Here is a 20,053-nt window from a genome sequence, read left to right on the forward strand (position 1 = left end):
TATTTTCCGGCCGTCGCCGTACAGAAAGGTGCGCAACGATGACCGAGCACACCCTCCCGCCCGAACTGGAGGTCTCTCCCGAGGCCCCCGACCGCAACCTCGCCCTCGAACTGGTGCGCGTCACCGAGGCCGCCGCCATGGCCGCGGGACGCTGGGTCGGCCGGGGCGACAAGATCGGCGCGGACGGCGCGGCGGTCAACGCCATGCGGACCCTGATCTCCACCGTCTCGATGGACGGCGTCGTCGTCATCGGCGAGGGAGAGAAGGACGAAGCGCCCATGCTGTTCAACGGCGAGCGGGTCGGCGACGGCACCGGCGCCGAGGTCGACATCGCGGTCGACCCGATCGACGGCACCACCCTGAACGCCAAGGGGATGCCGAACGCGATCGCCGTCCTGGCCGCCGCCGACCGCGGCACCATGTTCGACCCGTCCGCGGTCTTCTACATGGACAAGCTGGTCACCGGCCCGGAGGCCGCCGACTTCGTCGACATCAACGCCCCCGTCTCGGTCAACATCCGCCGGGTCGCCAAGGCGAAGAACTCCTCGCCCGAGGACATCACGGTCGTCATCCTGGACCGCCCCCGTCACGAGGGCATCGTCAAGGAGATCCGCGAGACCGGAGCCCGGATCAAGTTCATCTCGGACGGCGACGTCGCCGGTTCGATCATGGCCGTCCGCGAGGGCACCGGCGTCGACATGCTCATGGGCATCGGCGGCACCCCCGAGGGCATCATCTCCGCCTGCGCCATCAAGTGTCTCGGCGGCGTGATCCAGGGCAAGCTGTGGCCGAAGGACGAGGCCGAGCGGCAGAAGGCGCTCGACGCGGGCCACGACCTGGACCGGGTCCTCTCCACGGACGACCTCGTCAGCGGCGACAACGTCTTCTTCGTCGCGACCGGCATCACGGACGGCGAGCTGCTGCGCGGCGTGCGGTACCGCGCCGAGACGGCGACCACGCAGTCCCTCGTGATGCGCTCGAAGTCCGGCACGATCCGCCAGATCGACTCCACGCACCGGCTCTCGAAGCTGCGCGCGTACAGCAAGATCGACTTCGACCGCGCCAAGTAGGGCCGGGGGCGGTCGCCCGCCCGCCGGACGGTACGAAGAGGGGCGCCCCCATGTGCGGTGGGGGCGCCCCTTCCCGTACGGGCCGGCGGAGGTCTCCGTGCCCGGCCCCGGTCCCGTCGTCCGGTCCCGGCGTCCCGGCTCCGCTCCCCCGTCAGCCCGCCTGGGCGATCCGCTCCGTCGCGGCCGCCTTCCTCAGCTCCACCTCGCGCCGCCGGCGCCGGGCGAGGACGACGCGGCGCTCGGCCGCCGTGAGCCCGCCCCACACTCCGTACGGCTCAGGCTGGAGCAGCGCGTGCTCGCGGCACTCGACCATCACGGGACAGCGCGCGCAGACCCGCTTGGCGGCCTCCTCGCGGGCGAGGCGCGCGGCCGTCGGCTCCTTGGAGGGGGCGAAGAAGAGTCCTGCCTCGTCACGGCGGCACACCGCCTCCGCGTGCCACGGGCCGCCCTCGTCCTCGCGGGCCGGGGTGCGGGGAGGGGGGACGGCGACGGCCTGGAGGGGCTGATGCGGCAGTTGCAGCACGGTCTACTCCTGACGACTGACGACGACTTCGCGAGCGAGAGGCGATGCCACGAGCCTTACCCGCTGTGCGCGCGCCTATGCACTGGGTGCCGCGCCGTTCCGCACTGCGGAGGCCCGGAGACGCATTCCGGTCACCGGCCCGGAGGGGCTCCCCGCTCGCGAACGCCCGTCAGTGGCCGAGGTGTTTGCGCAGCTTGCCCTGGAGGTCCGTGATCCACTTACCGCGCTTGGGCCGCGCCTCGACGTTCCCGAAGACCGAGTAGCCGTTGATGACGACGACCGGGGCCTGCGGGTCGACGCCCTCCAGGGTCACGACCTCGAAGTTCCCGAAGATCCCGCTGCCGTTGCCGCGCAGGCTGATGTTCTCCGGGACCCGCACCTCGACGTTGCCGAAGATGGAGGTGGCGTTGATCGTGGTCAGGCGCTGGGCGAAGATCGCCTCGGTCAGGTCGATCTCGATGTTGCCGAAGAGCGCGAAGGCGTTCGTCCGGCGGCTGACCCGCCAGCGGCCCTTGCGGGTGGTGCTGGAGAAGATCGCGACGAGGTTGTCCGGGGCGCCGTCCTGGTCGTCGGGACCGTAGGAGTACGCCGGCTCGGGCTCGGGACGGGAGGTCCGGGCGGCCGGCAGGTCGCGGACGATCGGCTCCAGCTCCCCGACCGTCTTGGCCCGGTAGACCGCGTCGATCCGGTCCGAGTGCTCCTCGGCGTCGAGCCGCCCCTCGGCCAGGGCGTCCCTGAGGATGTCGGCGATCCGGTCCCGGTCCGCGTCCGAGGCCCGCAGCGAGCCCTGCGGATCGGCGAAGGCGGGCCCCGCGGGGGCGGTCTCGGCGGGTGCGGCCGACCGCTGCGGCTGCGGCTGCTTCTCGGGTTCGGGCTGCTTTTCGAGGTCCACGGAGCCAGCCTAGCGAAACGCGATAGATCGCGACCAGGGGGCGGGGCCGGGACCTGTGGACGAGACCGGATCCGACAGGGCGCGCGACAAGTGAGCCTTACCTCACAGGACCGTCGAAACGGAGGCGTTCTACGCTGGAGGGCGCGTTGCCAACGGAGGCGGCGCCGCCGCCCGCCGAGTGAGGAATGACCGCCGTCATGCCAGAGTTTTCGTACTCCGATCTGCTCCCCCTGGGAGAGGACACCACGCCCTACCGCCTGGTGACCGCCGAAGGCGTCTCCACCTTCGAGGCCGACGGGCGTACGTTCCTCAAGGTGGAGCCCGAGGCGCTGCGGCGGCTGGCCGCCGAGGCGATCCACGACATCCAGCACTTCCTGCGCCCGGCCCACCTGGCGCAGCTGCGCCGGATCATCGACGACCCGGAGGCCTCGGGCAACGACAAGTTCGTCGCGCTCGACCTCCTGAAGAACGCGAACATCGCCGCCGCCGGCGTCCTGCCGATGTGCCAGGACACCGGCACCGCGATCGTCATGGGCAAGCGCGGCCAGAACGTGCTGACCTCCGGCCGCGACGAGGAGGCCCTGTCCAAGGGCGTCTACGACGCGTACACCAAGCTGAACCTGCGGTACTCGCAGATGGCCCCGGTGACCATGTGGGAGGAGAAGAACACCGGCTCGAACCTGCCCGCGCAGATCGAGCTGTACGCGACCGACGGCGGCGCGTACAAGTTCCTCTTCATGGCCAAGGGCGGCGGCTCCGCCAACAAGTCCTTCCTCTACCAGGAGACCAAGGCGGTCCTCAACGAGGCCTCCATGATGAAGTTCCTGGAGGAGAAGATCCGCTCGCTCGGCACGGCCGCCTGCCCGCCGTACCACCTGGCGATCGTCGTCGGCGGCACCAGCGCCGAGTTCGCGCTGAAGACCGCGAAGTACGCCTCCGCGCACTACCTGGACGAGCTGCCCACCGAGGGCTCGGCCGAGACCGGCCACGGCTTCCGCGACAAGGAGCTGGAGGAGAAGGTCTTCGAGCTGACGCAGAGGATCGGCATCGGGGCGCAGTTCGGCGGCAAGTACTTCTGCCACGACGTGCGCGTGGTGCGCCTGCCGCGCCACGGCGCCTCGCTGCCCGTCGCCATCGCCGTCTCCTGCTCGGCCGACCGCCAGGCCGTCGCGAAGATCACCGCCGAGGGCGTCTTCCTGGAGCAGCTGGAGACGGACCCGGCGCGGTTCCTGCCGGAGACCACCGACGAGCACCTCGACGAGGCCTCCGACGTGGTGCGGATCGACCTCAACCAGCCGATGGACGACATCCTCGCCGAGCTGACCAGGCACCCGGTCAAGACCCGGCTCTCGCTGACCGGCCCGCTGGTCGTGGCGCGCGACATCGCGCACGCCAAGATCAAGGAGCGCCTGGACGCGGGCGAGGAGATGCCGCAGTACCTGAAGGACCACCCGGTGTACTACGCGGGCCCGGCGAAGACCCCCGAGGGGTACGCCTCCGGCTCCTTCGGCCCGACGACGGCCGGCCGCATGGACTCGTACGTGGAGCAGTTCCAGGCGGCGGGCGGCTCGAAGGTCATGCTGGCCAAGGGCAACCGCTCGAAGCAGGTCACGGACGCGTGCGGCGCGCACGGCGGCTTCTACCTCGGCTCGATCGGCGGCCCGGCGGCGCGCCTGGCGCAGGACTGCATCAAGAAGGTCGAGGTCGTCGAGTACGAGGAGCTCGGCATGGAGGCGGTCTGGAAGATCGAGGTCGAGGACTTCCCGGCGTTCGTCGTCGTGGACGACAAGGGCAACGACTTCTTCCAGAACCCGGCCCCGGAGCCGACGTTCACGCACATCCCGGTGCGCGGTCCCGGGCTCGCCTGAGCCCTCGGCGGCACCCCCGGAGAGCCCCCGGCCTTCAGCGGCCGGGGGCTCCTCCCTTCACGCGCCCCGTTCCGCCAGGGACTTGATGCCCGCGAGGGTCTCGCCCATCCCCGTGCGCAGTTCCTCCAGGCGGGTGGCGACGATCTCCTCCTCGCGGTCCGGCCGGCGGTCGAGGGTCAGGGAGACGCCGCTGCGGGCCGGGCCGAGGCGGGCCGACTGGCGGAGCCGGGTGCCGCCGTCCTCGGGGGCGAGCTCGTAGCGCCAGGCCGCCATGGGCCTCGCCGGGTCCGGTGCCGGGCCGCCGAAGCGGCCGTCCGCGTCCGTGACGGCCCAGGCGAACACCCGCCGCTCGCCCGCGTCCTCCAGCTCGGTCACGTACGAGACGGTCCGCCACTCGCCGAGCAGCCGGTGGTGGTTGTGGCCCTCGAAGCGGGCGCCCACCCGGGGGCCGTCCGCGCCGTCGAGCCAGGCGGCGCGGCGCAGTTCGGGGCTGAAGCGAGCGGGCAGCAGGATGTCGGTCACCAGCTCCCAGACCAGCGGCACGGCCGCCCCGACGTGGATGTCGCAGTGGACGCTTGGCCCCTCGGCGTACCGCATGGCGCTCCCTCCGGTTCGGTCCTCCGATCATCGGGGGCCCCGGCCCGCGTCCACAACGGGACGCACGTCACCCCGCCGGAAGCGGTGCCACCTCTTGATGACGGGCGCTCAGAAAGTCGCTACCGACCGGTAGTCCTCCCGTCACCTACCCGTCAGTATGGGCCGTGAGCATGTCAACCACTGAGTCGGTCGACCTCTCGGGAGCCCCCCATGCCCTCCACCCCCCGCCACCGGCGCGCCGCCGCCGGTTCCACCGCCGTCCTCGCGCTCTCCGCCGCCCTCGTCGTCGGGCCCGCGCCGGCCGCGTCCGCCGCCACCGCCTCCGACCCGGACGCCCACCTGGTGTCGACCGCCGCGCTCGCGGGCGTCGACTACGCCACCTGGCGCCGGGACGTGGCGGCCGTCGTCGCCGAGGCCCGTCCGTACGTCGAGGAGCGCGCGAAGGACGCCGGGCGCGAGAAGCAGGCCCTCGTCCTCGACATCGACAACAGCTCCCTGGAGACGGACTTCCACCCGTTCTGGGAGCTGCCCACCCCGGCCATCGCGGAGGTCCGCGCCCTCGTCCGCGACGCCCACGCGCGCGGGGTGGCCGTCTTCTTCGTCACCGCGCGCCCCGGGATCATCCACTCGCTCACCGACTGGAACCTGAAGAAGGCCGGCTACCCGGTCGACGGCCTGTACGTGCGCTCGCTGCCCGACCTGTTCGCCGAGGTCGGCGCGTACAAGACGGAGAAGCGCGCGGAGATCGAGGCCAAGGGCTACACGATCATCGCGAACATCGGCAACAACACCACCGACCTCGTCGGCGGTCACGCCGAGCGCACCTTCAAGCTGCCGGACTACAACGGCAAGCTCTCCTGAGTCGGTCGCGGGGGCCGTACGCGGTTACGCTGACGATCATGCGACGTCCGATACGGCCCCTGGTCCCCGCCCTCCTCGCGGCGGGAGCGCTGCTGACCGGCTGCGGCGGTCCCGAGCCGCTCCCGGAGGTCACCCCTGGGGCCCGGCCGACGGCGGAGGCCTCCGCCGCGAAGCCCGTCGCGGCGGCCTCCCTCGGCGGGCCGGGGACGGCCTGCGCGCTGCCGGTCTCCTTCTCCCTCGCGAAGGCCTGGGAGCCGGAGGCGGTCGAGGACCCCGAGGACCCGGACTTCGCGGAGCTCACCCGGCAGGGGCCGGCCACCGTCCGCTGCGAGGTGGACGCCAAGCCGGCCGGGCACGTCGGCTTCCTGCGGGTGTGGACGGCGGGGAAGGGCCCGGCCCGGACCGCCCTCGAAGGGTTCGTGAAGGCGGAGAAGGGGAGCTCCGGGGCCTCGTACCGGGAGACGACGGCGGGCGCGCTGCCCGCCGTCGAGGTGACCTACACGGTGCGCAGCGCACTCCTCGACGAGGACAAGGAGGAGCGGGCCTTCGCCGTCGCCGTCCCCGAGGGGGTGGTCGTCGTCCACCTCGCCGGGATGGACACCGGGGAGCACCGCGCGATGCTCCCGGCGTACGAGCTGGCCCGCACGACGCTGAAGCTCCGCTGAGCCGTGGCCCCCGTCCCGCACCGGACGGGGGCCACGGCGTTCCCGGCGGGGTACGGGCTACGCGAACTCCTGGTACTACGCGAACTTCTGCTGCGCGGAGCCGTCGCAGGCCCGGAGCCTGATCTGCTCCTTCGCCGCGCCCTGGGTGAGGCACATGCCGGTCGCGGCGGCGGGCCGGAGGGTGGCGCCGTCGCGGACGAACTTCTGGTTCGCGCCGCCGTGGCAGTTCCAGAGGATCAGGCCCGTGCCGGCGCGGTACTGGAGGTCGGGCACGTCCAGGCAGCGGTCCTGGGTGAGGCCGGTGTGGACGGTCTTCCGGGCGGAGTCGTACCACCAGGTCTGGTTGCGGCCGTCGTGGCAGTCCCAGCCGAGGACCCGGGTGCCGTTGGCGCTGGTGGCGGCGTCGGCGTCCAGGCAGTTGCCGGTCGCCTGGTTCTTCAGCGGCCGGTAGGCGTCGTCCCAGGCGAGCGGGAAGAGGGTGGGCTTCCCGGTGGAGTCGACGTCGGCGCAGCTCGCCTCGCGGAGGCCGGAGGCGTAGAGCTGGGTGAGGCAGGACGCGAAGGCGGCGTGCCCGCGCGCGTTGGGGTGGAAGGACTGCCGGACCGAGTTCTCGTCCGGGAGGCCGGGCTTGGAGAGGTCGATGTAGAGGCCCCGGGCCCAGGGGTCCTCCATGCAGACCTCGTGGCCGTGGAAGAGGCGGGAGTTGTCGAGGTAGGTGGCGCCGGTGGACGCGGCGGCCCTCCGCATCCCGCGCTCGAAGGCGGGGACGGCGGTGTCGCGGCCCCAGACGGTGTCGGAGTCGTAGCCCAGGCCGCCGCAGACCAGCTTGCCGGGGAAGTTCGGGTTGTCGCGGAAGTCGGGGCCGATCGGGCTCGGGTAGCCCATGAGGACGAGCTTGTAGTCGCCGTCGGCGTATCCGGCGTCGCGCATGACGGTCCTGAGGTCGCGGACGGTCTGCTCGACCTTGGGGACGAGTCCGTCGACGCGGGCCTGCCAGCCGGGGGCGTACTTGGGCTCGCAGGCGCCCTGGCTGAGCAGGTAGCGGGTGACGCAGTCGGTCATGACCGGGCCGAACTGGAGGTCGTCGTTGGCCCCGGCGACGAGCAGGACCATCTTGATCCGGGTGTTGCGGGCCTTGATCGCGAGGTTGTCGCTCTGGACGAGTTCGTCGGCGTACTGCCTGGATCCGCCGATCTTGATGTTTCCGCTGTACGCGCCGGAGCAGGACACGTTGAACGTGAGGTCCGCGGGGATCCCGGTGCGGTGGACGGCGGCGTCGGGCGAGCGGTGGCACCAGTTGGCGGGACCGTTGGTGGGGGGTTCGTAGGTGCCGACGCCCTCGCCGGAGATCTCGCTGTCGCCGAGCGAGATCAGGCCGCTCTTGCGCTGGTCGAGCGGGCGCTCCTCGGGGCTTCCGTAGATCTTGACGGCCTCGGCCGCCCGGATGGACTCCAGGGCCGGGGGCAGGGGTACGGAGGTGGCGGCGGCCCTCGTACGTGCGGTCGTGTCTGCCGCGCCGGCGGGGGCGGCGGCCGCGATCATCGTTCCGAGGACCGCCGCGGCCGTGGCGACGGCGGCGACGGGCCGGCGGAATCTGTACCTGGTGCGCGTCATTGCGCCTCCTGGAAGTGGGGTTACCCACGGTTTTTACTGGCCGGTACGCGCCTTGGGAATACATCGAACAAGACAAGTGCTCAACTTTTGCGGGAGGTTGAAGAAGATGAACGACAGCGAGCGGGCCGGGGACTTCCGGATCGAGCACGACTCCATGGGCGAGGTGCGGGTCCCCGCGCACGCCAAGTGGCGGGCCCAGACCCAGCGGGCGGTGGAGAACTTCCCGATCTCGGGCCAGCGCCTGGAGCGCGCCCACATCGAGGCCCTGGCCCGGATCAAGGCGGCCGCCGCCAAGGTCAACGCCCGGCTCGGGGTGATCGACCAGGACCGCGCGGAGGCGATCGTCTCGGCGGCGGAGGAGGTCGCGGAGGGGCGCTGGGACGCGCACTTCCCGGTGGACGTCTTCCAGACCGGCTCGGGCACCTCGTCCAACATGAACACCAACGAGGTGATCGCCACCCTCGCCACCGAGCGGCTGCCGGAGGGCCGGGAGGTGCACCCCAACGACCACGTGAACGCCTCGCAGTCCTCCAACGACGTCTTCCCGTCCTCCATCCACATCGCGGCGACCGGCGCCGTCGCCCACGACCTGGTCCCCGCCCTGGAGCACCTGGCCGCCTCCCTGGAGCGAAAATCGGCCGAATTCGCGAAGGTCGTGAAGTCCGGCCGCACGCATCTGATGGACGCCACCCCGGTCACCCTCGGCCAGGAGTTCGGCGGCTACGCGGCGCAGGTCAGGTACGGGGTCGAGCGGCTGCGCGGCGCGCTCCTCCGGCTCGCCGAACTCCCCCTCGGCGGAACGGCGGTGGGCACCGGCATCAACACCCCGGCCGGCTTCTCGGCGGCCGTCATCGCGGAGGTCGCCCGGACCACCGGACTGCCGCTGACCGAGGCCCGCGACCACTTCGAGGCGCAGGGCGCCCGCGACGGCCTGGTGGAGACGTCCGGACAGCTCAGGACCATCGCCGTCTCCCTCACCAAGATCGCCAACGATCTGCGCTGGATGGCCAGCGGGCCGCGCACGGGCCTCGCCGAGATCAACCTCCCCGACCTCCAGCCCGGCTCCTCGATCATGCCGGGCAAGGTGAACCCGGTGATCCCCGAGGCGGTCCTGATGGTCGCCGCGCAGGTGACCGGAAACGACACCACGGTGGCGGTGGCGGGCGCGGCCGGGAACTTCGAGCTCAACGTGATGCTGCCGGTGATGGCCAAGAACCTGCTGGAATCCGTACGGCTTCTGGCCAACGCCTCCCGGCTGCTCGCGGACCGCACGGTCGACGGGATCACGGCCAACGTCGAGCGCGCCCGCGAGTACGCCGAGTCCTCGCCGTCCGTGGTCACCCCGCTGAACAAGTACATCGGCTACGAGGAGGCCGCGAAGGTCGCCAAGAAGTCCCTCGCGGAGCGCAAGACCATCCGCGAGGTGGTCCTGGAGTCCGGCTACGTCGAGCGGGGCGACCTCACGGTGGAACAGCTGGACGAGGCGCTGGACGTGCTGCGGATGACGCACCCGTAGGCCGGGGCCGTCCGGTTCCGTGACCCGGATCGCAGCGGCGGTGGGAACGCGCCCCTAAGATCTGCGCATGACAGGATCGGGCGGCTCCCAGCACTGGGCGCCGGGGGACCACGTCCTCTGGCGCTACCGCGGCAACGGCACCGGAGCGGTGCACATCTGCCGGCCGGTGACGGTCGTCCGGGACACGCCCGAGCTGCTCGCGGTCTGGATGGCGCCCGGCACCGAGTGCGTCCGGCCCGTGCTCGCCGACGGCACCCCCGTCCACGACGAGCCGCTCGCCACCCGCTACACCGCTCCCCGCACCACCGAGCGGGCCCGCTGGGCCGGCAGCGGGGTGCTGAAGCTGGCCCGGCCCGGCGAGCCGTGGTCGGTGTGGCTGTTCTGGGAGCGCGGCTGGCGCTTCCGCAGCTGGTACGTGAACCTGGAGGAGCCCCGGACCCGCTGGTCCGGCGGCGTCGACTCCGAGGACCACTTCCTCGACATCTCCGTCTACCCCGACCGCAGCTGGCTGTGGCGGGACGAGGACGAGTTCGCGCAGGCCCAGCGGTCCGGGCTGATGGGTCCGGAGCAGGCGGCGGAGGTGCGGGCCGCCGGGCGGCGGGCGGTGGAGCTGATCCGGGCGTGGGGCGCACCGTTCGCGGACGGCTGGGAGCACTGGCGGCCGGATCCGGCGTGGCGGGTTCCGGAACTGCCGGCGGACTGGGACCGCACCCCGGCCCGCACCGGGCCGTGAGACCCTTGATGCACCCCCGGGGTTCAAACGTAGGATCGTCCTCCGCGCGTCGGAGAGGGACCGCACAGCACGTCAGACCTACCGAACAGTACGTCAGCGACCGAATAGCACACTGGACCTGACCGCCAGTCACCCACGAGGGGGAGAGCAGTGCCGGACGTCTGCCCGGGTGTTCCGACCCCCGTCGTCGCCGCGACTCGCGGAGCGTCCACATCCGCTGCATACGAGGGGTTTATCCCCGCCGAAGGCGCGGCATCGGCGAGAAGAGCGAGTGCATCGCACCACCGGCCCGGACGGACGGAATCCCACGCGTGACGGAGCATCCCACCTCCCACGAAGGCCGGCAGCCCCTGGCTGCCCGGCCGCAGGAACGTGCGCGACCCCGCCAGGAGGCGGCGGCCGGCCTGCCCGACGTGCCCGCCCAGCCGGGCGGGGCGGCGCCCCCCGGTACGGAGTCCCCGGCGGCGCCCGGCGCACCTTCGGCGCCCCTCGGGGCCGGTGCCCCGGGCGGCTCCGGCGCCGTGGCCGTCGCCGTCTCCCCGCAGCCGTCCGGCGGCGCCGGGGGCACCTCGGCGCGGCGGGAGGGCGAGCGGCTGCGGTTCGTCGGGGCGGCCACCCGCCGGATCGCCCGCGGCATCGACCTGGACGAGATCGTCCTCGGCCTGTGCCGGGCGACCGTGCCCACCTTCTCCGACGAGATCCTGGTCTACCTGCGCGATCCGCTGCCGGTGGGCGACGAGCGGCCGGTGGCGCCGTTCGTGCTGCGGCTGCGGCGGACGGACCGGCTGCGGTTAACGGACCCGGAGTCCGAGGAGCTCGTCCTCGTGCCCGATCCGGATCCGACCCCCGCGGCCGAACTCTGCGAGGTGCGGTCCGGCGGGGCGCTGGCCGAGGTGCTGCGCGGGGTGCGGCCGGTCTTCGGCGACTCCGCCGCCGCCCGGGAGGCGCTGTCCGAGCTGCTCGGCACCGACCATCCGCTGCCCGGCGGACTGCGGGCGATACTGGCTCCGCTGCGCGGCCGGCGCCGGGTGATCGGCGCGGCCGTGTTCCTGCGCCGCCCGGAGCGGTCCGGCTTCGAGCCGAACGACCTGCTCGTGGCGGCCCAGCTGGCCACCCACACGGCGCTCGGCATCGACAAGGCGGTCCTGTACGGCCGGGAGGCGTACATCGCGGACGAGCTCCAGCGGACGATGCTGCCGGACTCGCTGCCGCAGCCGACCGGCGTCCGGCTCGCCTCGCGCTACCTGCCGGCGGCCGAGACGGCCCGGGTCGGCGGCGACTGGTACGACGCGATCCCGCTGCCCGGCAGCCGGGTCGCCCTGGTCGTCGGGGACGTCATGGGCCACTCCATGACCTCGGCGGCGATCATGGGCCAGTTGCGCACCACCGCGCAGACCCTGGCCGGGCTCGACCTGCCGCCGCAGGAGGTCCTGCACCACCTGGACGAGCAGGCGCAGCGGCTCGGCGAGAACCGGATGGCCACCTGCATGTACGCGGTGTACGACCCGGTCTCGCACCGGATCACGGTGGCGAACGCCGGCCATCCGCCGCCGATACTGCTCCACCTGGGCGGGCGTGCGGAGGTCCTCCGGGTGCCGCCGGGCGCCCCGATCGGGGTGGGCGGGGTGGACTTCGAGGCGGTCGAGCTGGACGCCCCGGCCGGTGCCACGCTGCTGCTCTACACCGACGGCCTGGTGGAGTCGCGGCTGCGGGACGTGTGGACGGGCATCGAGCAGCTGCGGGAGCGCCTGGCGGCGACCGCGCAGCTGACCGGGCCGGACCACTCGCCGCCGCTGGAGGCGCTCTGCGACGACGTCCTGGACATGCTGGGTCCGGGCGACCGGGACGACGACATCGCGCTGCTGGCGGCCCGGTTCGACGGGATCGCGCCGAGCGACGTGGCGTACTGGTTCCTGGACCCGGAGGATGCGGCCCCGGGCCGGGCCCGGCGGCTCGCCCGGCGGGCGCTGGCCCGCTGGGACCTGGAGGACCTGACGGACTCGGTGGAGCTGCTGATCAGCGAGGTCGTGACGAACGCCGTGCGGTACGCGGAGCGGCCGGTGACCCTGCGGCTGCTCCGTACGGACGTGCTGCGCTGCGAGGTCGGCGACGACTCGCCGCAGCTGCCCCGGCAGCGGCGGGCGCGGGACACGGACGAGGGCGGGCGCGGGCTCTTCCTGGTGAACCGGCTGGCCCGGCGCTGGGGGGCGACCCGGCTCTCGGGCGGCAAGGTGGTCTGGTTCGAGCTGGCGACCCGTACCTGAGCGGGCCGCGCCCGGACGGCCGGAAGGGCCGGACCCCCTCGGGGGTCCGGCCCTTCCGCGCGTCTCCGTACCGGCGCCGAGACGTCAGTACGGGGTCACCGGGGCACCGGCAGGCCGTTGCGGGGCTTTCCGGTGTCGCCGCCGCTCTCGCCGGGGTCGGTGCCGTCACCGCCGTCCGGCGGGTCGATCGAGGGCGGCGGGGACGGCTCGTCGGTCGTCGGCTCCTCGGTGGGCTCCGGCGGAGTGGTGACCGGGTCGGTCGTCGGGGCCGGCGGGGTGGTGACGGGGTCGCTCGTCGTCGGGGGCGTGGTGCTCGGCGTGGCCGTGGTCGGCTCTTCCGTCGGCTCCTCGGGGGCCTCGGTGGTGGGGGTGGGGTCCGGGGCGGGCTCGACCGGGTCGGTGCCCTCGGTCTCCAGGTCGAACGTCGCGTCGGAGCCGCCGTTCAGGGCGCGGGTCGTGTAGTCGCCCCAGATCTTCGCGGGCGTCCGGCCGCCGTTGGCGCGGCCCGGGTTGATGGTGTTCGTCAGGGTGACCTGGTTGCCCTTGGCGTCCTCGCCGAAGAGGCCGACGGCGGTGACGAGTTCGGGGGTGTAGCCGACGAACCAGGCGGAGCGGTTGTTCTCGGAGGTGCCGGTCTTGCCGGCGGCCGCGTAGTCCCCGGCGGCGCGGGTGCCGGAGCCGCTGCGCACCACGCCGGTCATGGCCTTGGTGGCGGTGTCGGCGGCCTCGCGGGTGATGACCTGGTCGCCGATCGCGTCGGCGCCCCGGACCGTGCGGTCCTTGTGCTGGGCGGACTTCACCAGGGTCGGGGAGACCCGCTTGCCGTGGTTGTCGAGCGTGGCGTAGACGCCGGCCATGTCCAGGGTGGAGGCGTTCATGACGCCGAGGGAGATGGCGGGGGCCTCGGGGAAGTCCTTGCCGTCCTTCATGCCGAGGGCGAGGGCGGTCTTCTTCACCTTGTCGGGGCCGACGTCGACGATCATCTGGGCGTAGACCGAGTTGATCGAGCTGTTGGTGGCCCGCTGGACGGTGACGGGGCCGTAGCTGCGGTCGTCCTCGTTCTCCGGGCTGAAGGGGATGTCGCTGCCCACGACGTCGCGGCCGCTGGTGCCGTCGTAGATCGTGCCGAGGCCGATGTGGCGTCCGTCCTGGGTCTTCGCGTGGTTCTCGACGGCGGAGGCGAGGACGAGCGGCTTGAAGGTGGAGGCGGGCTGGTAGTCGCGGCGGGTCGCGTTGGAGATCCAGTGCTCGGTGGCGCCGACGCCGCCGTACATCGCGACGACCGCGCCGGTCTTCGGGTCGACGGAGGTGGCGCCGGCCTGGACGACGGCGTGCTTCTTGTTGCCCTTGCGGTCGAGCTTGGACTCCAGCTGCTCGTCGACGGCCTTGACGAGGTCCTTCTGCTTCTTCTCGTCGATGGTGAGGGTGATCGTCCAGCCGCCGGCCTTGATGTCCTCCTCGCTGACGCCCTGGCGCATCAGCTCCTGGTTGGCGGCCTCGACGATGTAGCCGGTCTGGCCCTCCATGCCGGGGAGGGGCTTGGGCTTCTGCGGCACGGGGAACTTCATGCCGGCGCGCTCGGACGCCGGGAGCCAGCCCTCCTCGACCATGTTGTCGAGGACGTAGTTCCAGCGCTCCTCGACGAGCTTGCGGCCGGTGGCGTTCGCGGAGGTCCAGTCGTACTGGTTGGGCGCCTGGAGCAGGGAGGCGAGGTAGGCGCCCTGGGCGGTGGTGAGCCGGGAGGCGTCGACGCCGTAGTACGAGCGGGCGGCGGCCTGGACGCCGTAGGCGCTGCGCCCGTAGTAGCTGGTGTTCATGTACCCGGCGAGGATCTCGTTCTTGCTCATGTTCTGGTCGACCTTGAGGGCGATGACCATTTCCTTGAGCTTGCGGGTCGCCGTCTGGTCCTGGCTCAGGTAGTAGTTCTTGACGTACTGCTGGGTGATGGTCGAGCCGCCCTGCTTGCCCTTGCCGGTGACGGTGGACCAGGCGGCGCGGGTAGTGCCCTTGATGTCGACGCCGTTGTCCTTGTAGAAGCTCTTGTTCTCGGCGGCGACGAACGCCTTCTGGACCTGCTCGGGGATCTTGTCGAGGCCGACGATCTCGCGGTTGACCTCGCCGGTGCGGCCGAGGATCTTGCCGTTGGCGTACTTGTAGATGTTGCTCTGCATCGTCGCCTCGGCGTTGGCCGTCGGCACCGGGACCATCAGGTAGACCACGTACAGGGCGCCCATGCCGAGCAGGCAGCACACGATGAAGGTGCCCAGGAGCTTCTTCCAGGAGAAGAGGCGGCGTATGCCGCTCTTCTTCGCCTTGCCCGTGTCAGGTCGGCCCATGTGTCCCGTCGCTCCGCTCGTCGTGTGTCCCGGCACTCCGGCGTATGCCCGCGCGCCCCGGATCAGCTCAGCAAGCTAACACCGGCAGGACGGACAAAGGAGACCGATCACGTCTTTTCATGACGTGAGAATCAGCACCCACGCCCAGAGGAACCGACGCGCAAATCCGTCGAACGGTTGCATGAAGGGACCATTCCGCTTACCTCCCCTCCGCTATACATCGCGCGTATACACACCATGTACAGTGACCGGCATGTCCATCGGTCACACCCTCCTCGGGCTCCTGGAGTCCGGCCCGCGCCACGGCTACGACCTCAAGCGCGCCTTCGACGACAGATTCGGCCACGACCGGCCGCTCCACTACGGACAGGTCTACTCGACCATGTCCCGGCTCCTGAAGAACGGCCTCGTGGTCGTCGACGGCGTCGAGGCGGGCGGCGGTCCCGAGCGGAAGCGGTACGCCATCACCGAGGCCGGCATCACCGATGTCGCCCAGTGGCTCGCCACCCCCGAGAAGCCGGAGCCGTACCTCCAGTCCACGCTCTACACCAAGGTCGTCCTGGCCCTGCTGACCGGCCGCGGGGCCGACGAGATCCTCGACGCCCAGCGCTCCGAGCACCTGCGTCTGATGCGCGAGCTCACCCGGCGCAAGAAGGACGGCGACCTCGCCGACCAGCTCATCTGCGACCACGCCCTCTTCCACCTGGAAGCGGACCTGCGCTGGCTGGAACTGACCGCCGCCCGGCTCGACCGGCTCGCCGAGGAGGTCCGCCGATGACCACCCGCCTCCCGGGACACCACGGACGAAGGGCCCGCCGATGACCTCCGCACCGCTCCTGAGGGCCACCGGCCTCGACAAGGCCTACGGGCCGACCCCGGCGCTCGCGGGCGCCGACTTCTCGCTGCGGGCCGGCGAGGTCGTCGCCGTCATGGGCCCCTCCGGCTCCGGCAAGTCCACGCTGCTGCACTGCCTGGCCGGGATCGTCCGCCCCGACGCGGGCACCATCACCTACGACGGGCGGGACCTCACCGCCCTTTCCGACGCCGCGCGCAGCTCCCTGCGCCGCACCGACTTCGGCTTCGTCTTCCAGTTCGGCCAGCTCGTCCCCGAGCTGACCTGCGTGGAGAACGTGGCCCTCCCGCTGCGCCTCGACGGCGAGAAGCGGAAGGCCGCCGAGGCCAGGGCCGTCGAGTGGCTCGCCCGCCTGGAGGTCGACGGCGTCGCGGCCAAGCGCCCCGGCGAGATCTCCGGCGGCCAGGGCCAGCGCGTCGCCGTCGCCCGCGCGCTCGTCACCGCCCCCCGGGTGATCTTCGCCGACGAGCCGACCGGCGCCCTCGACTCCCTCAACGGCGAGCGGGTCATGAGCCTGCTCACCGAGGCCTCCCGGGACACCGGCGCCGCCGTCGTCCTCGTCACCCACGAGGCCAGGGTCGCCGCCTACTCGGACCGCGAGATCGTCGTGCGCGACGGCCGGGTGCGGGACGCGGAGTGGGCCGCGTGAAGCTCCGCACCTGGGCCCGCGACCTGGCGCTCGGCGCCCGGTTCGCCGTCACCGGCGGCCGCCCCGGCCTGCTGCGCACCCTGCTGACCGCCACCGGCGTCGGCTTCGGGGTGGCCCTGCTGCTGCTCGCCGCCTCGCTGCCGAACATCCTCTTCCAGCGGGAGGTGCGGGAGGCGGTCCGCGCCGTCGACGGGAGCCGGGAGGTCACCGCCCCCGGGCCCGACACCTTTCTCCACCTCACCCGCGCCACCGTCTACCGGGACGACGTCGTCTCCGGGCTGCTGCTGCGCCCCGAGGGCGACGCGCCCCCGGTCCCCCCGGGCGCGACCGCGTTCCCCCGGGCCGGCGAGATGCTGGTCTCCCCCGCGCTCCGCGACCTGCTCGACTCCCCCGAGGGCGCCCTGCTCAGGGAACGGCTCCCCTACGAGGCGGTCGGGACCCTCGGCAAGGACGGGCTCATCGGCCCGGCCGACCTGCGGTACGTCGCCCACGCCGACTTCCTGGACACCGACAACTTCGACGGGCGCGGCCAGCGCTTCGGCTGGTCGGTGCCCGAAGAGCCGATGAACGCCTTCATGATCCTGCTCGTGGTCGTCGCCTGCGTCGTCCTGCTGCTGCCCGTGCTCGTCTTCATCGCGACCGCCGTCCGCTTCGGCGGCGAGCAGCGCGACCGGCGGCTCGCGGCGCTCCGGCTGGTCGGCGCGGACGTCCCCACGACCCGGCGGATCGCGGCCGGCGAGTCCCTCGCGGGCGCGCTCCTCGGCCTCCTGGTCGGCGCCGGACTCTTCGCGGTGGCCCGGCGGTTCGCCGGATCCGTCACCATCTGGGACGCCAACGCCTTCCCCTCCGACGTCGTGCCGATGCCCGCGCTCGCCGCCCTCGCCCTCGTCGTGGTCCCGGTCGCCTCGGTCGTGGTCACCCTCGTCGCGCTGCGCGGGGTGGCGATCGAGCCGCTCGGCGTCGTCCGGGCCGCCGTGCCGCGCCGCCGCCGGCTGTGGTGGCGGCTGCTGCTCCTGGCGGCCGGCGCCGCCCTGCTCGCCCCGCTGATGGGCCGGGTCGAGGTGACCGAGACCAGCATCGACACCGTGCCCGTCGTGACCGGCACCGTCCTCTTCCTCGTCGGTCTGACCACGCTGCTCCCGTGGCTGGTCGAGGCCGGGGTGAAGCGGCTGCACGCGGGCCCGGTGGCCTGGCAGCTCGCCGTCCGCAGGCTCCAGCTGAGCAGCGGCACGGCGGCCCGCGCGGTCAGCGGCATCGTCGTCGCGGCCACCGGCGCCATCGCGCTCCAGATGCTCTTCCAGGCGATGGAGAACGACTTCACGCTGCCGACCGGCGAGGACCCGTCCCGCAGCCAGATCGCCGTCGGCTTCCAGGGCAGGACCGCCGCCGAGGCCCACGACATCACCGCCCGCTTCGCGCGGACCGAGGGCGTCGTCGAGGCGATGTCCGTCCTGGAGTCGAACGCGTGGCGGCCCGGCCCCCTGGAGAAGGACAGGGACTTCGCCCCGTCGGCCTCGGTCCGGGTCGGGGACTGCTCCGCCCTGCGGGAGTTCGCCGCCCTGCCCTCCTGCCGGGACGGCGACGTCTTCGTCGCCCTCGCGCACGGCGCGCAGGGCGCCCCGGACGACGCGCGGATCACCGCGGTCGCGCGGCCGGGCGCCACGGTCGCCCTGCGCGACCCGCACCCGCCGGAGGGCGGGCCGGAGCGGCCCGCGGACGGCCCGCCGCCGCGGTGGAGGATCCCCGCGCAGGCGAAGGTCGTGGACTCCCGCCCCGACCCGACGGGCATGTACCGGTACGGCGTCCTCGTCACCCCGTCGGCGATCGACTCCGCCCTGCTCGACGCGCCCTACGCGCAGAGCATGATCCGGATCGACCCGGCCCTGCCCGACGCCGCCGAGCACGTGCGGAACACGGCGGCGGCGATCGACCCGACCGTCTGGGTGAAGGACCTGAAGGACACCGAGCGCGACGCGGCCTTCTCCAGCGTCCGCACCGGCATCCTCGTCGGCTCCACCCTGACGATGCTCCTGGTGGCGGCCTCGCTCCTGGTGACCACCCTGGAGCAGCTCAGGGACCGCAAGCGGCTGCTGTCCTCGCTGGTCGCCTTCGGCACCCGGCGCTCCACCCTGAGCTGGTCGGTGCTGTGGCAGACGGCGGTGCCGATCGCCCTCGGCCTGGCCCTCGCCGTGGCGGGCGGGCTCGCGCTCGGGCTCGTCCTCCTGAGGATGGGCGGGCAACAGGTCCAGGACTGGTGGGTGTTCCTGCCCGTCGTCGGCATCGGCGCCGCCCTGATCGGGCTGGTGACGCTGCTGAGCATGCCGGTCCTGTGGCGGCTGATGCGCGCGGACGGGCTGCGCACGGAGTAACCCGTCGAGCACACGTACGGATACGGGCGGCGGTTCCTGGTGCCGGGGGGCTCCGGGAGCCGCCGCGCCATGGGTTCCGACAGCCGTCGCCGGGGCTTTTCAGGACCCGTCGCCCCTCACGCGCGGCCGATGCCAGGGGCCTCAGGACCCGTCGCCCACCACCCGTACCGGCAGGCCCCTCATCGCTCCCCGCAGCGCCTCCGCCAGTTCCTGGAACTCGGCCTGGCGGGCCGCGCCCGTCCGCATCGCGAGGGCGATGCGCCGGGAGGGGGCCGGTTCGGTGAAGAGGCCGGTCCACAGGGCGGTGTTGCGGGCGGTCTCGACGGTGACGGCGGTGCGCGGCAGCAGGGTCACGCCGAGTCCCCCGGCGACGAGCTGGACCAGGGTGGCGAGGCCGGCCGCGGTGGTGGTGACCTCGGCGCCGTCCGAGCGCCCGGCCTCGCGGCAGATGTCGAGGGCCTGGTCGCGCAGGCAGTGCCCCTCGTCCAGGAGCAGCAGCCGCAGCTCCCTCAGGGCCTCGCGCGGGATGTCGTCCCGTCCGGCCAGCGGATGCCCGGCCGGGGTGACCAGGACGAAGTCCTCGTCGAAGAGCGGCAGTTCGGTGACGCCGGGCATCCCGAGCGGGACGGCGAGGAGCAGCAGGTCGAGCCGTCCGGCCGCGAGCCCCTCCAGGAGCGAGGAGGTCTGCTCCTCGTGGACCTGGAGGTCGAGCTCCGGGTAGCGCCGGTGGACCAGGCGCAGGACGGTGGGCAGCAGATAGGGCGCGACGGTCGGGATCACCCCGAGCCGCAGCGCCCCGGTGAAGGGCGCCCGGGCCGCCTCCGCCTCCTCCATCAGCTCGCCCACCGCGTCGAGGACCGTCCGCGTGCGCACCGCCAGCCGCTCCCCGGCGGGCGAGAGCAGCACCTTCCGCGTCGTACGCTCGAGGAGCTGGACACCGAGTGCCTCTTCGAGTGCCGAAACCGCGCCCGAGAGCGCGGGCTGGCTCATGCCGATGGCGGCCGCCGCGTCACGGAAGTGCAGATGCTCGGCGACCGCCGCGAACGCTCTGAGCTGGGAGAGGCTCGGCTGCTTGGTGCGGTGCGGGCCGTGCGGGGGGCTGTACGGGGATGCCACTGATAACCACCTTCGATCAACACGACCCACTCTAGCTATTTCACTGATCAATGCACTCCGTGCCATGCTGGTGATCCGTCCAACCCCCAAGGAAGCCCCTCAAAAGGGGCGCTTCCCCGCTGCAAGG

Annotated in this window: 16 protein-coding genes; 10 read left to right on the forward strand and 6 right to left on the reverse strand. The window is 72.6% G+C overall.

Annotated features, from left to right (window positions below; genetic code table 11):
• Window positions 1–38: 38 nt before the first annotated feature.
• Window positions 39–1,070, forward strand: coding sequence for a class II fructose-bisphosphatase (gene glpX, locus ACIQD7_RS17055; protein WP_161372180.1), 1,032 nt, complete (start codon window positions 39–41; stop codon window positions 1,068–1,070).
• 151 nt (window positions 1,071–1,221) lie between these two features.
• On the opposite strand, the gene ACIQD7_RS17060 is transcribed toward glpX, so the two are convergent.
• The gene (locus ACIQD7_RS17060) at window positions 1,222–1,593 is read right to left on the reverse strand and encodes a WhiB family transcriptional regulator (protein ID WP_351970287.1); all 372 of its coding nucleotides are present in this window, start codon (window positions 1,591–1,593) and stop codon (window positions 1,222–1,224) included.
• A gap of 169 nt (window positions 1,594–1,762) precedes the next feature.
• On the reverse strand, window positions 1,763–2,485 hold the full coding sequence (locus ACIQD7_RS17065; protein ID WP_351970286.1) for a DUF1707 domain-containing protein: 723 nt from the start codon (window positions 2,483–2,485) through the stop codon (window positions 1,763–1,765).
• Between the two features lie 197 nt (window positions 2,486–2,682).
• Here ACIQD7_RS17065 and ACIQD7_RS17070 point away from each other — a divergent pair, with 197 nt between their 5' ends.
• On the forward strand, window positions 2,683–4,353 hold the full coding sequence (locus ACIQD7_RS17070; protein ID WP_402442429.1) for a fumarate hydratase: 1,671 nt from the start codon (window positions 2,683–2,685) through the stop codon (window positions 4,351–4,353).
• A gap of 57 nt (window positions 4,354–4,410) precedes the next feature.
• Here the strand turns inward: ACIQD7_RS17070 and ACIQD7_RS17075 are convergent, their stop codons facing one another.
• Window positions 4,411–4,950 carry an SRPBCC family protein gene (locus ACIQD7_RS17075; RefSeq protein WP_402442431.1) on the reverse strand — a complete coding sequence of 180 codons (540 nt, stop codon included), beginning with the start codon at window positions 4,948–4,950 and terminating at the stop codon, window positions 4,411–4,413.
• Between the two features lie 210 nt (window positions 4,951–5,160).
• Between ACIQD7_RS17075 and ACIQD7_RS17080 the strand changes: the two genes are divergently transcribed.
• Both ACIQD7_RS17080 and ACIQD7_RS17085 read left to right on the forward strand, forming a co-directional pair.
• Window positions 5,161–5,811, forward strand: coding sequence for an HAD family acid phosphatase (locus ACIQD7_RS17080; protein ID WP_402442433.1), 651 nt, complete (start codon window positions 5,161–5,163; stop codon window positions 5,809–5,811).
• 38 nt (window positions 5,812–5,849) lie between these two features.
• Window positions 5,850–6,476 (forward strand): lipoprotein, encoded by a 627-nt coding sequence (locus ACIQD7_RS17085; protein WP_402442434.1) that lies wholly within the window; start codon window positions 5,850–5,852, stop codon window positions 6,474–6,476.
• A gap of 75 nt (window positions 6,477–6,551) precedes the next feature.
• Here the strand turns inward: ACIQD7_RS17085 and ACIQD7_RS17090 are convergent, their stop codons facing one another.
• Window positions 6,552–8,090 (reverse strand): ricin-type beta-trefoil lectin domain protein, encoded by a 1,539-nt coding sequence (locus ACIQD7_RS17090; RefSeq protein ID WP_402442436.1) that lies wholly within the window; start codon window positions 8,088–8,090, stop codon window positions 6,552–6,554.
• Between the two features lie 106 nt (window positions 8,091–8,196).
• Between ACIQD7_RS17090 and ACIQD7_RS17095 the strand changes: the two genes are divergently transcribed.
• From ACIQD7_RS17095 to ACIQD7_RS17105, 3 genes are all read left to right on the forward strand, one after another.
• Complete coding sequence (locus tag ACIQD7_RS17095) at window positions 8,197–9,606, forward strand: class II fumarate hydratase (RefSeq protein ID WP_390755045.1); 1,410 nt, start codon at window positions 8,197–8,199, stop codon at window positions 9,604–9,606.
• A 67-nt stretch (window positions 9,607–9,673) separates the two neighbouring features.
• Window positions 9,674–10,339 (forward strand): DUF402 domain-containing protein, encoded by a 666-nt coding sequence (locus tag ACIQD7_RS17100; protein ID WP_402442438.1) that lies wholly within the window; start codon window positions 9,674–9,676, stop codon window positions 10,337–10,339.
• Window positions 10,340–10,650: 311 nt separating this feature from the next.
• Window positions 10,651–12,603 (forward strand): SpoIIE family protein phosphatase, encoded by a 1,953-nt coding sequence (locus ACIQD7_RS17105; protein WP_390755044.1) that lies wholly within the window; start codon window positions 10,651–10,653, stop codon window positions 12,601–12,603.
• 95 nt (window positions 12,604–12,698) lie between these two features.
• Here ACIQD7_RS17105 and ACIQD7_RS17110 read toward each other — a convergent pair whose 3' ends face one another.
• Entirely contained in the window at window positions 12,699–14,939 is a 2,241-nt protein-coding gene (locus ACIQD7_RS17110; protein WP_402442440.1) for a transglycosylase domain-containing protein, read from the reverse strand.
• 253 nt (window positions 14,940–15,192) lie between these two features.
• Here ACIQD7_RS17110 and ACIQD7_RS17115 point away from each other — a divergent pair, with 253 nt between their 5' ends.
• From ACIQD7_RS17115 to ACIQD7_RS17125, 3 genes are read left to right on the forward strand one after another with little or no spacing between them, the layout of a single operon-like run.
• Complete coding sequence (locus ACIQD7_RS17115) at window positions 15,193–15,717, forward strand: PadR family transcriptional regulator (protein WP_121831562.1); 525 nt, start codon at window positions 15,193–15,195, stop codon at window positions 15,715–15,717.
• A 40-nt stretch (window positions 15,718–15,757) separates the two neighbouring features.
• Complete coding sequence (locus ACIQD7_RS17120) at window positions 15,758–16,441, forward strand: ABC transporter ATP-binding protein (RefSeq protein ID WP_161374203.1); 684 nt, start codon at window positions 15,758–15,760, stop codon at window positions 16,439–16,441.
• Window positions 16,438–18,810, forward strand: a complete 2,373-nt coding sequence (locus ACIQD7_RS17125; protein ID WP_402442443.1) for an FtsX-like permease family protein — start codon at window positions 16,438–16,440, stop codon at window positions 18,808–18,810. Before ACIQD7_RS17120 ends, ACIQD7_RS17125 begins: the two co-directional genes overlap by 4 nt.
• A 141-nt stretch (window positions 18,811–18,951) precedes the next feature.
• Here the strand turns inward: ACIQD7_RS17125 and ACIQD7_RS17130 are convergent, their stop codons facing one another.
• On the reverse strand, window positions 18,952–19,926 hold the full coding sequence (locus ACIQD7_RS17130) for a LysR substrate-binding domain-containing protein (RefSeq protein ID WP_402442445.1): 975 nt from the start codon (window positions 19,924–19,926) through the stop codon (window positions 18,952–18,954).
• Between the last annotated feature and the right edge of the window lie 127 nt (window positions 19,927–20,053).

It is taken from the genome of Streptomyces sp. NPDC093071 (assembly GCF_044754545.1).
Taxonomy (GTDB): domain Bacteria; phylum Actinomycetota; class Actinomycetes; order Streptomycetales; family Streptomycetaceae; genus Streptomyces.

Coding starts and splice junctions, on each gene's coding strand:
- glpX (WP_161372180.1), top strand. CDS start 39: ATGACCGAGCACACCCTCCCGCCCGAACTGGAGGTCTCTCCCGAGGCC.
- ACIQD7_RS17070 (WP_402442429.1), top strand. CDS start 2,683: ATGCCAGAGTTTTCGTACTCCGATCTGCTCCCCCTGGGAGAGGACACC.
- ACIQD7_RS17075 (WP_402442431.1), bottom strand. CDS start 4,950: ATGCGGTACGCCGAGGGGCCAAGCGTCCACTGCGACATCCACGTCGGG.
- ACIQD7_RS17080 (WP_402442433.1), top strand. CDS start 5,161: ATGCCCTCCACCCCCCGCCACCGGCGCGCCGCCGCCGGTTCCACCGCC.
- ACIQD7_RS17085 (WP_402442434.1), top strand. CDS start 5,850: ATGCGACGTCCGATACGGCCCCTGGTCCCCGCCCTCCTCGCGGCGGGA.
- ACIQD7_RS17090 (WP_402442436.1), bottom strand. CDS start 8,090: ATGACGCGCACCAGGTACAGATTCCGCCGGCCCGTCGCCGCCGTCGCC.
- ACIQD7_RS17095 (WP_390755045.1), top strand. CDS start 8,197: ATGAACGACAGCGAGCGGGCCGGGGACTTCCGGATCGAGCACGACTCC.
- ACIQD7_RS17100 (WP_402442438.1), top strand. CDS start 9,674: ATGACAGGATCGGGCGGCTCCCAGCACTGGGCGCCGGGGGACCACGTC.
- ACIQD7_RS17110 (WP_402442440.1), bottom strand. CDS start 14,939: ATGGGCCGACCTGACACGGGCAAGGCGAAGAAGAGCGGCATACGCCGC.
- ACIQD7_RS17115 (WP_121831562.1), top strand. CDS start 15,193: ATGTCCATCGGTCACACCCTCCTCGGGCTCCTGGAGTCCGGCCCGCGC.
- ACIQD7_RS17120 (WP_161374203.1), top strand. CDS start 15,758: ATGACCTCCGCACCGCTCCTGAGGGCCACCGGCCTCGACAAGGCCTAC.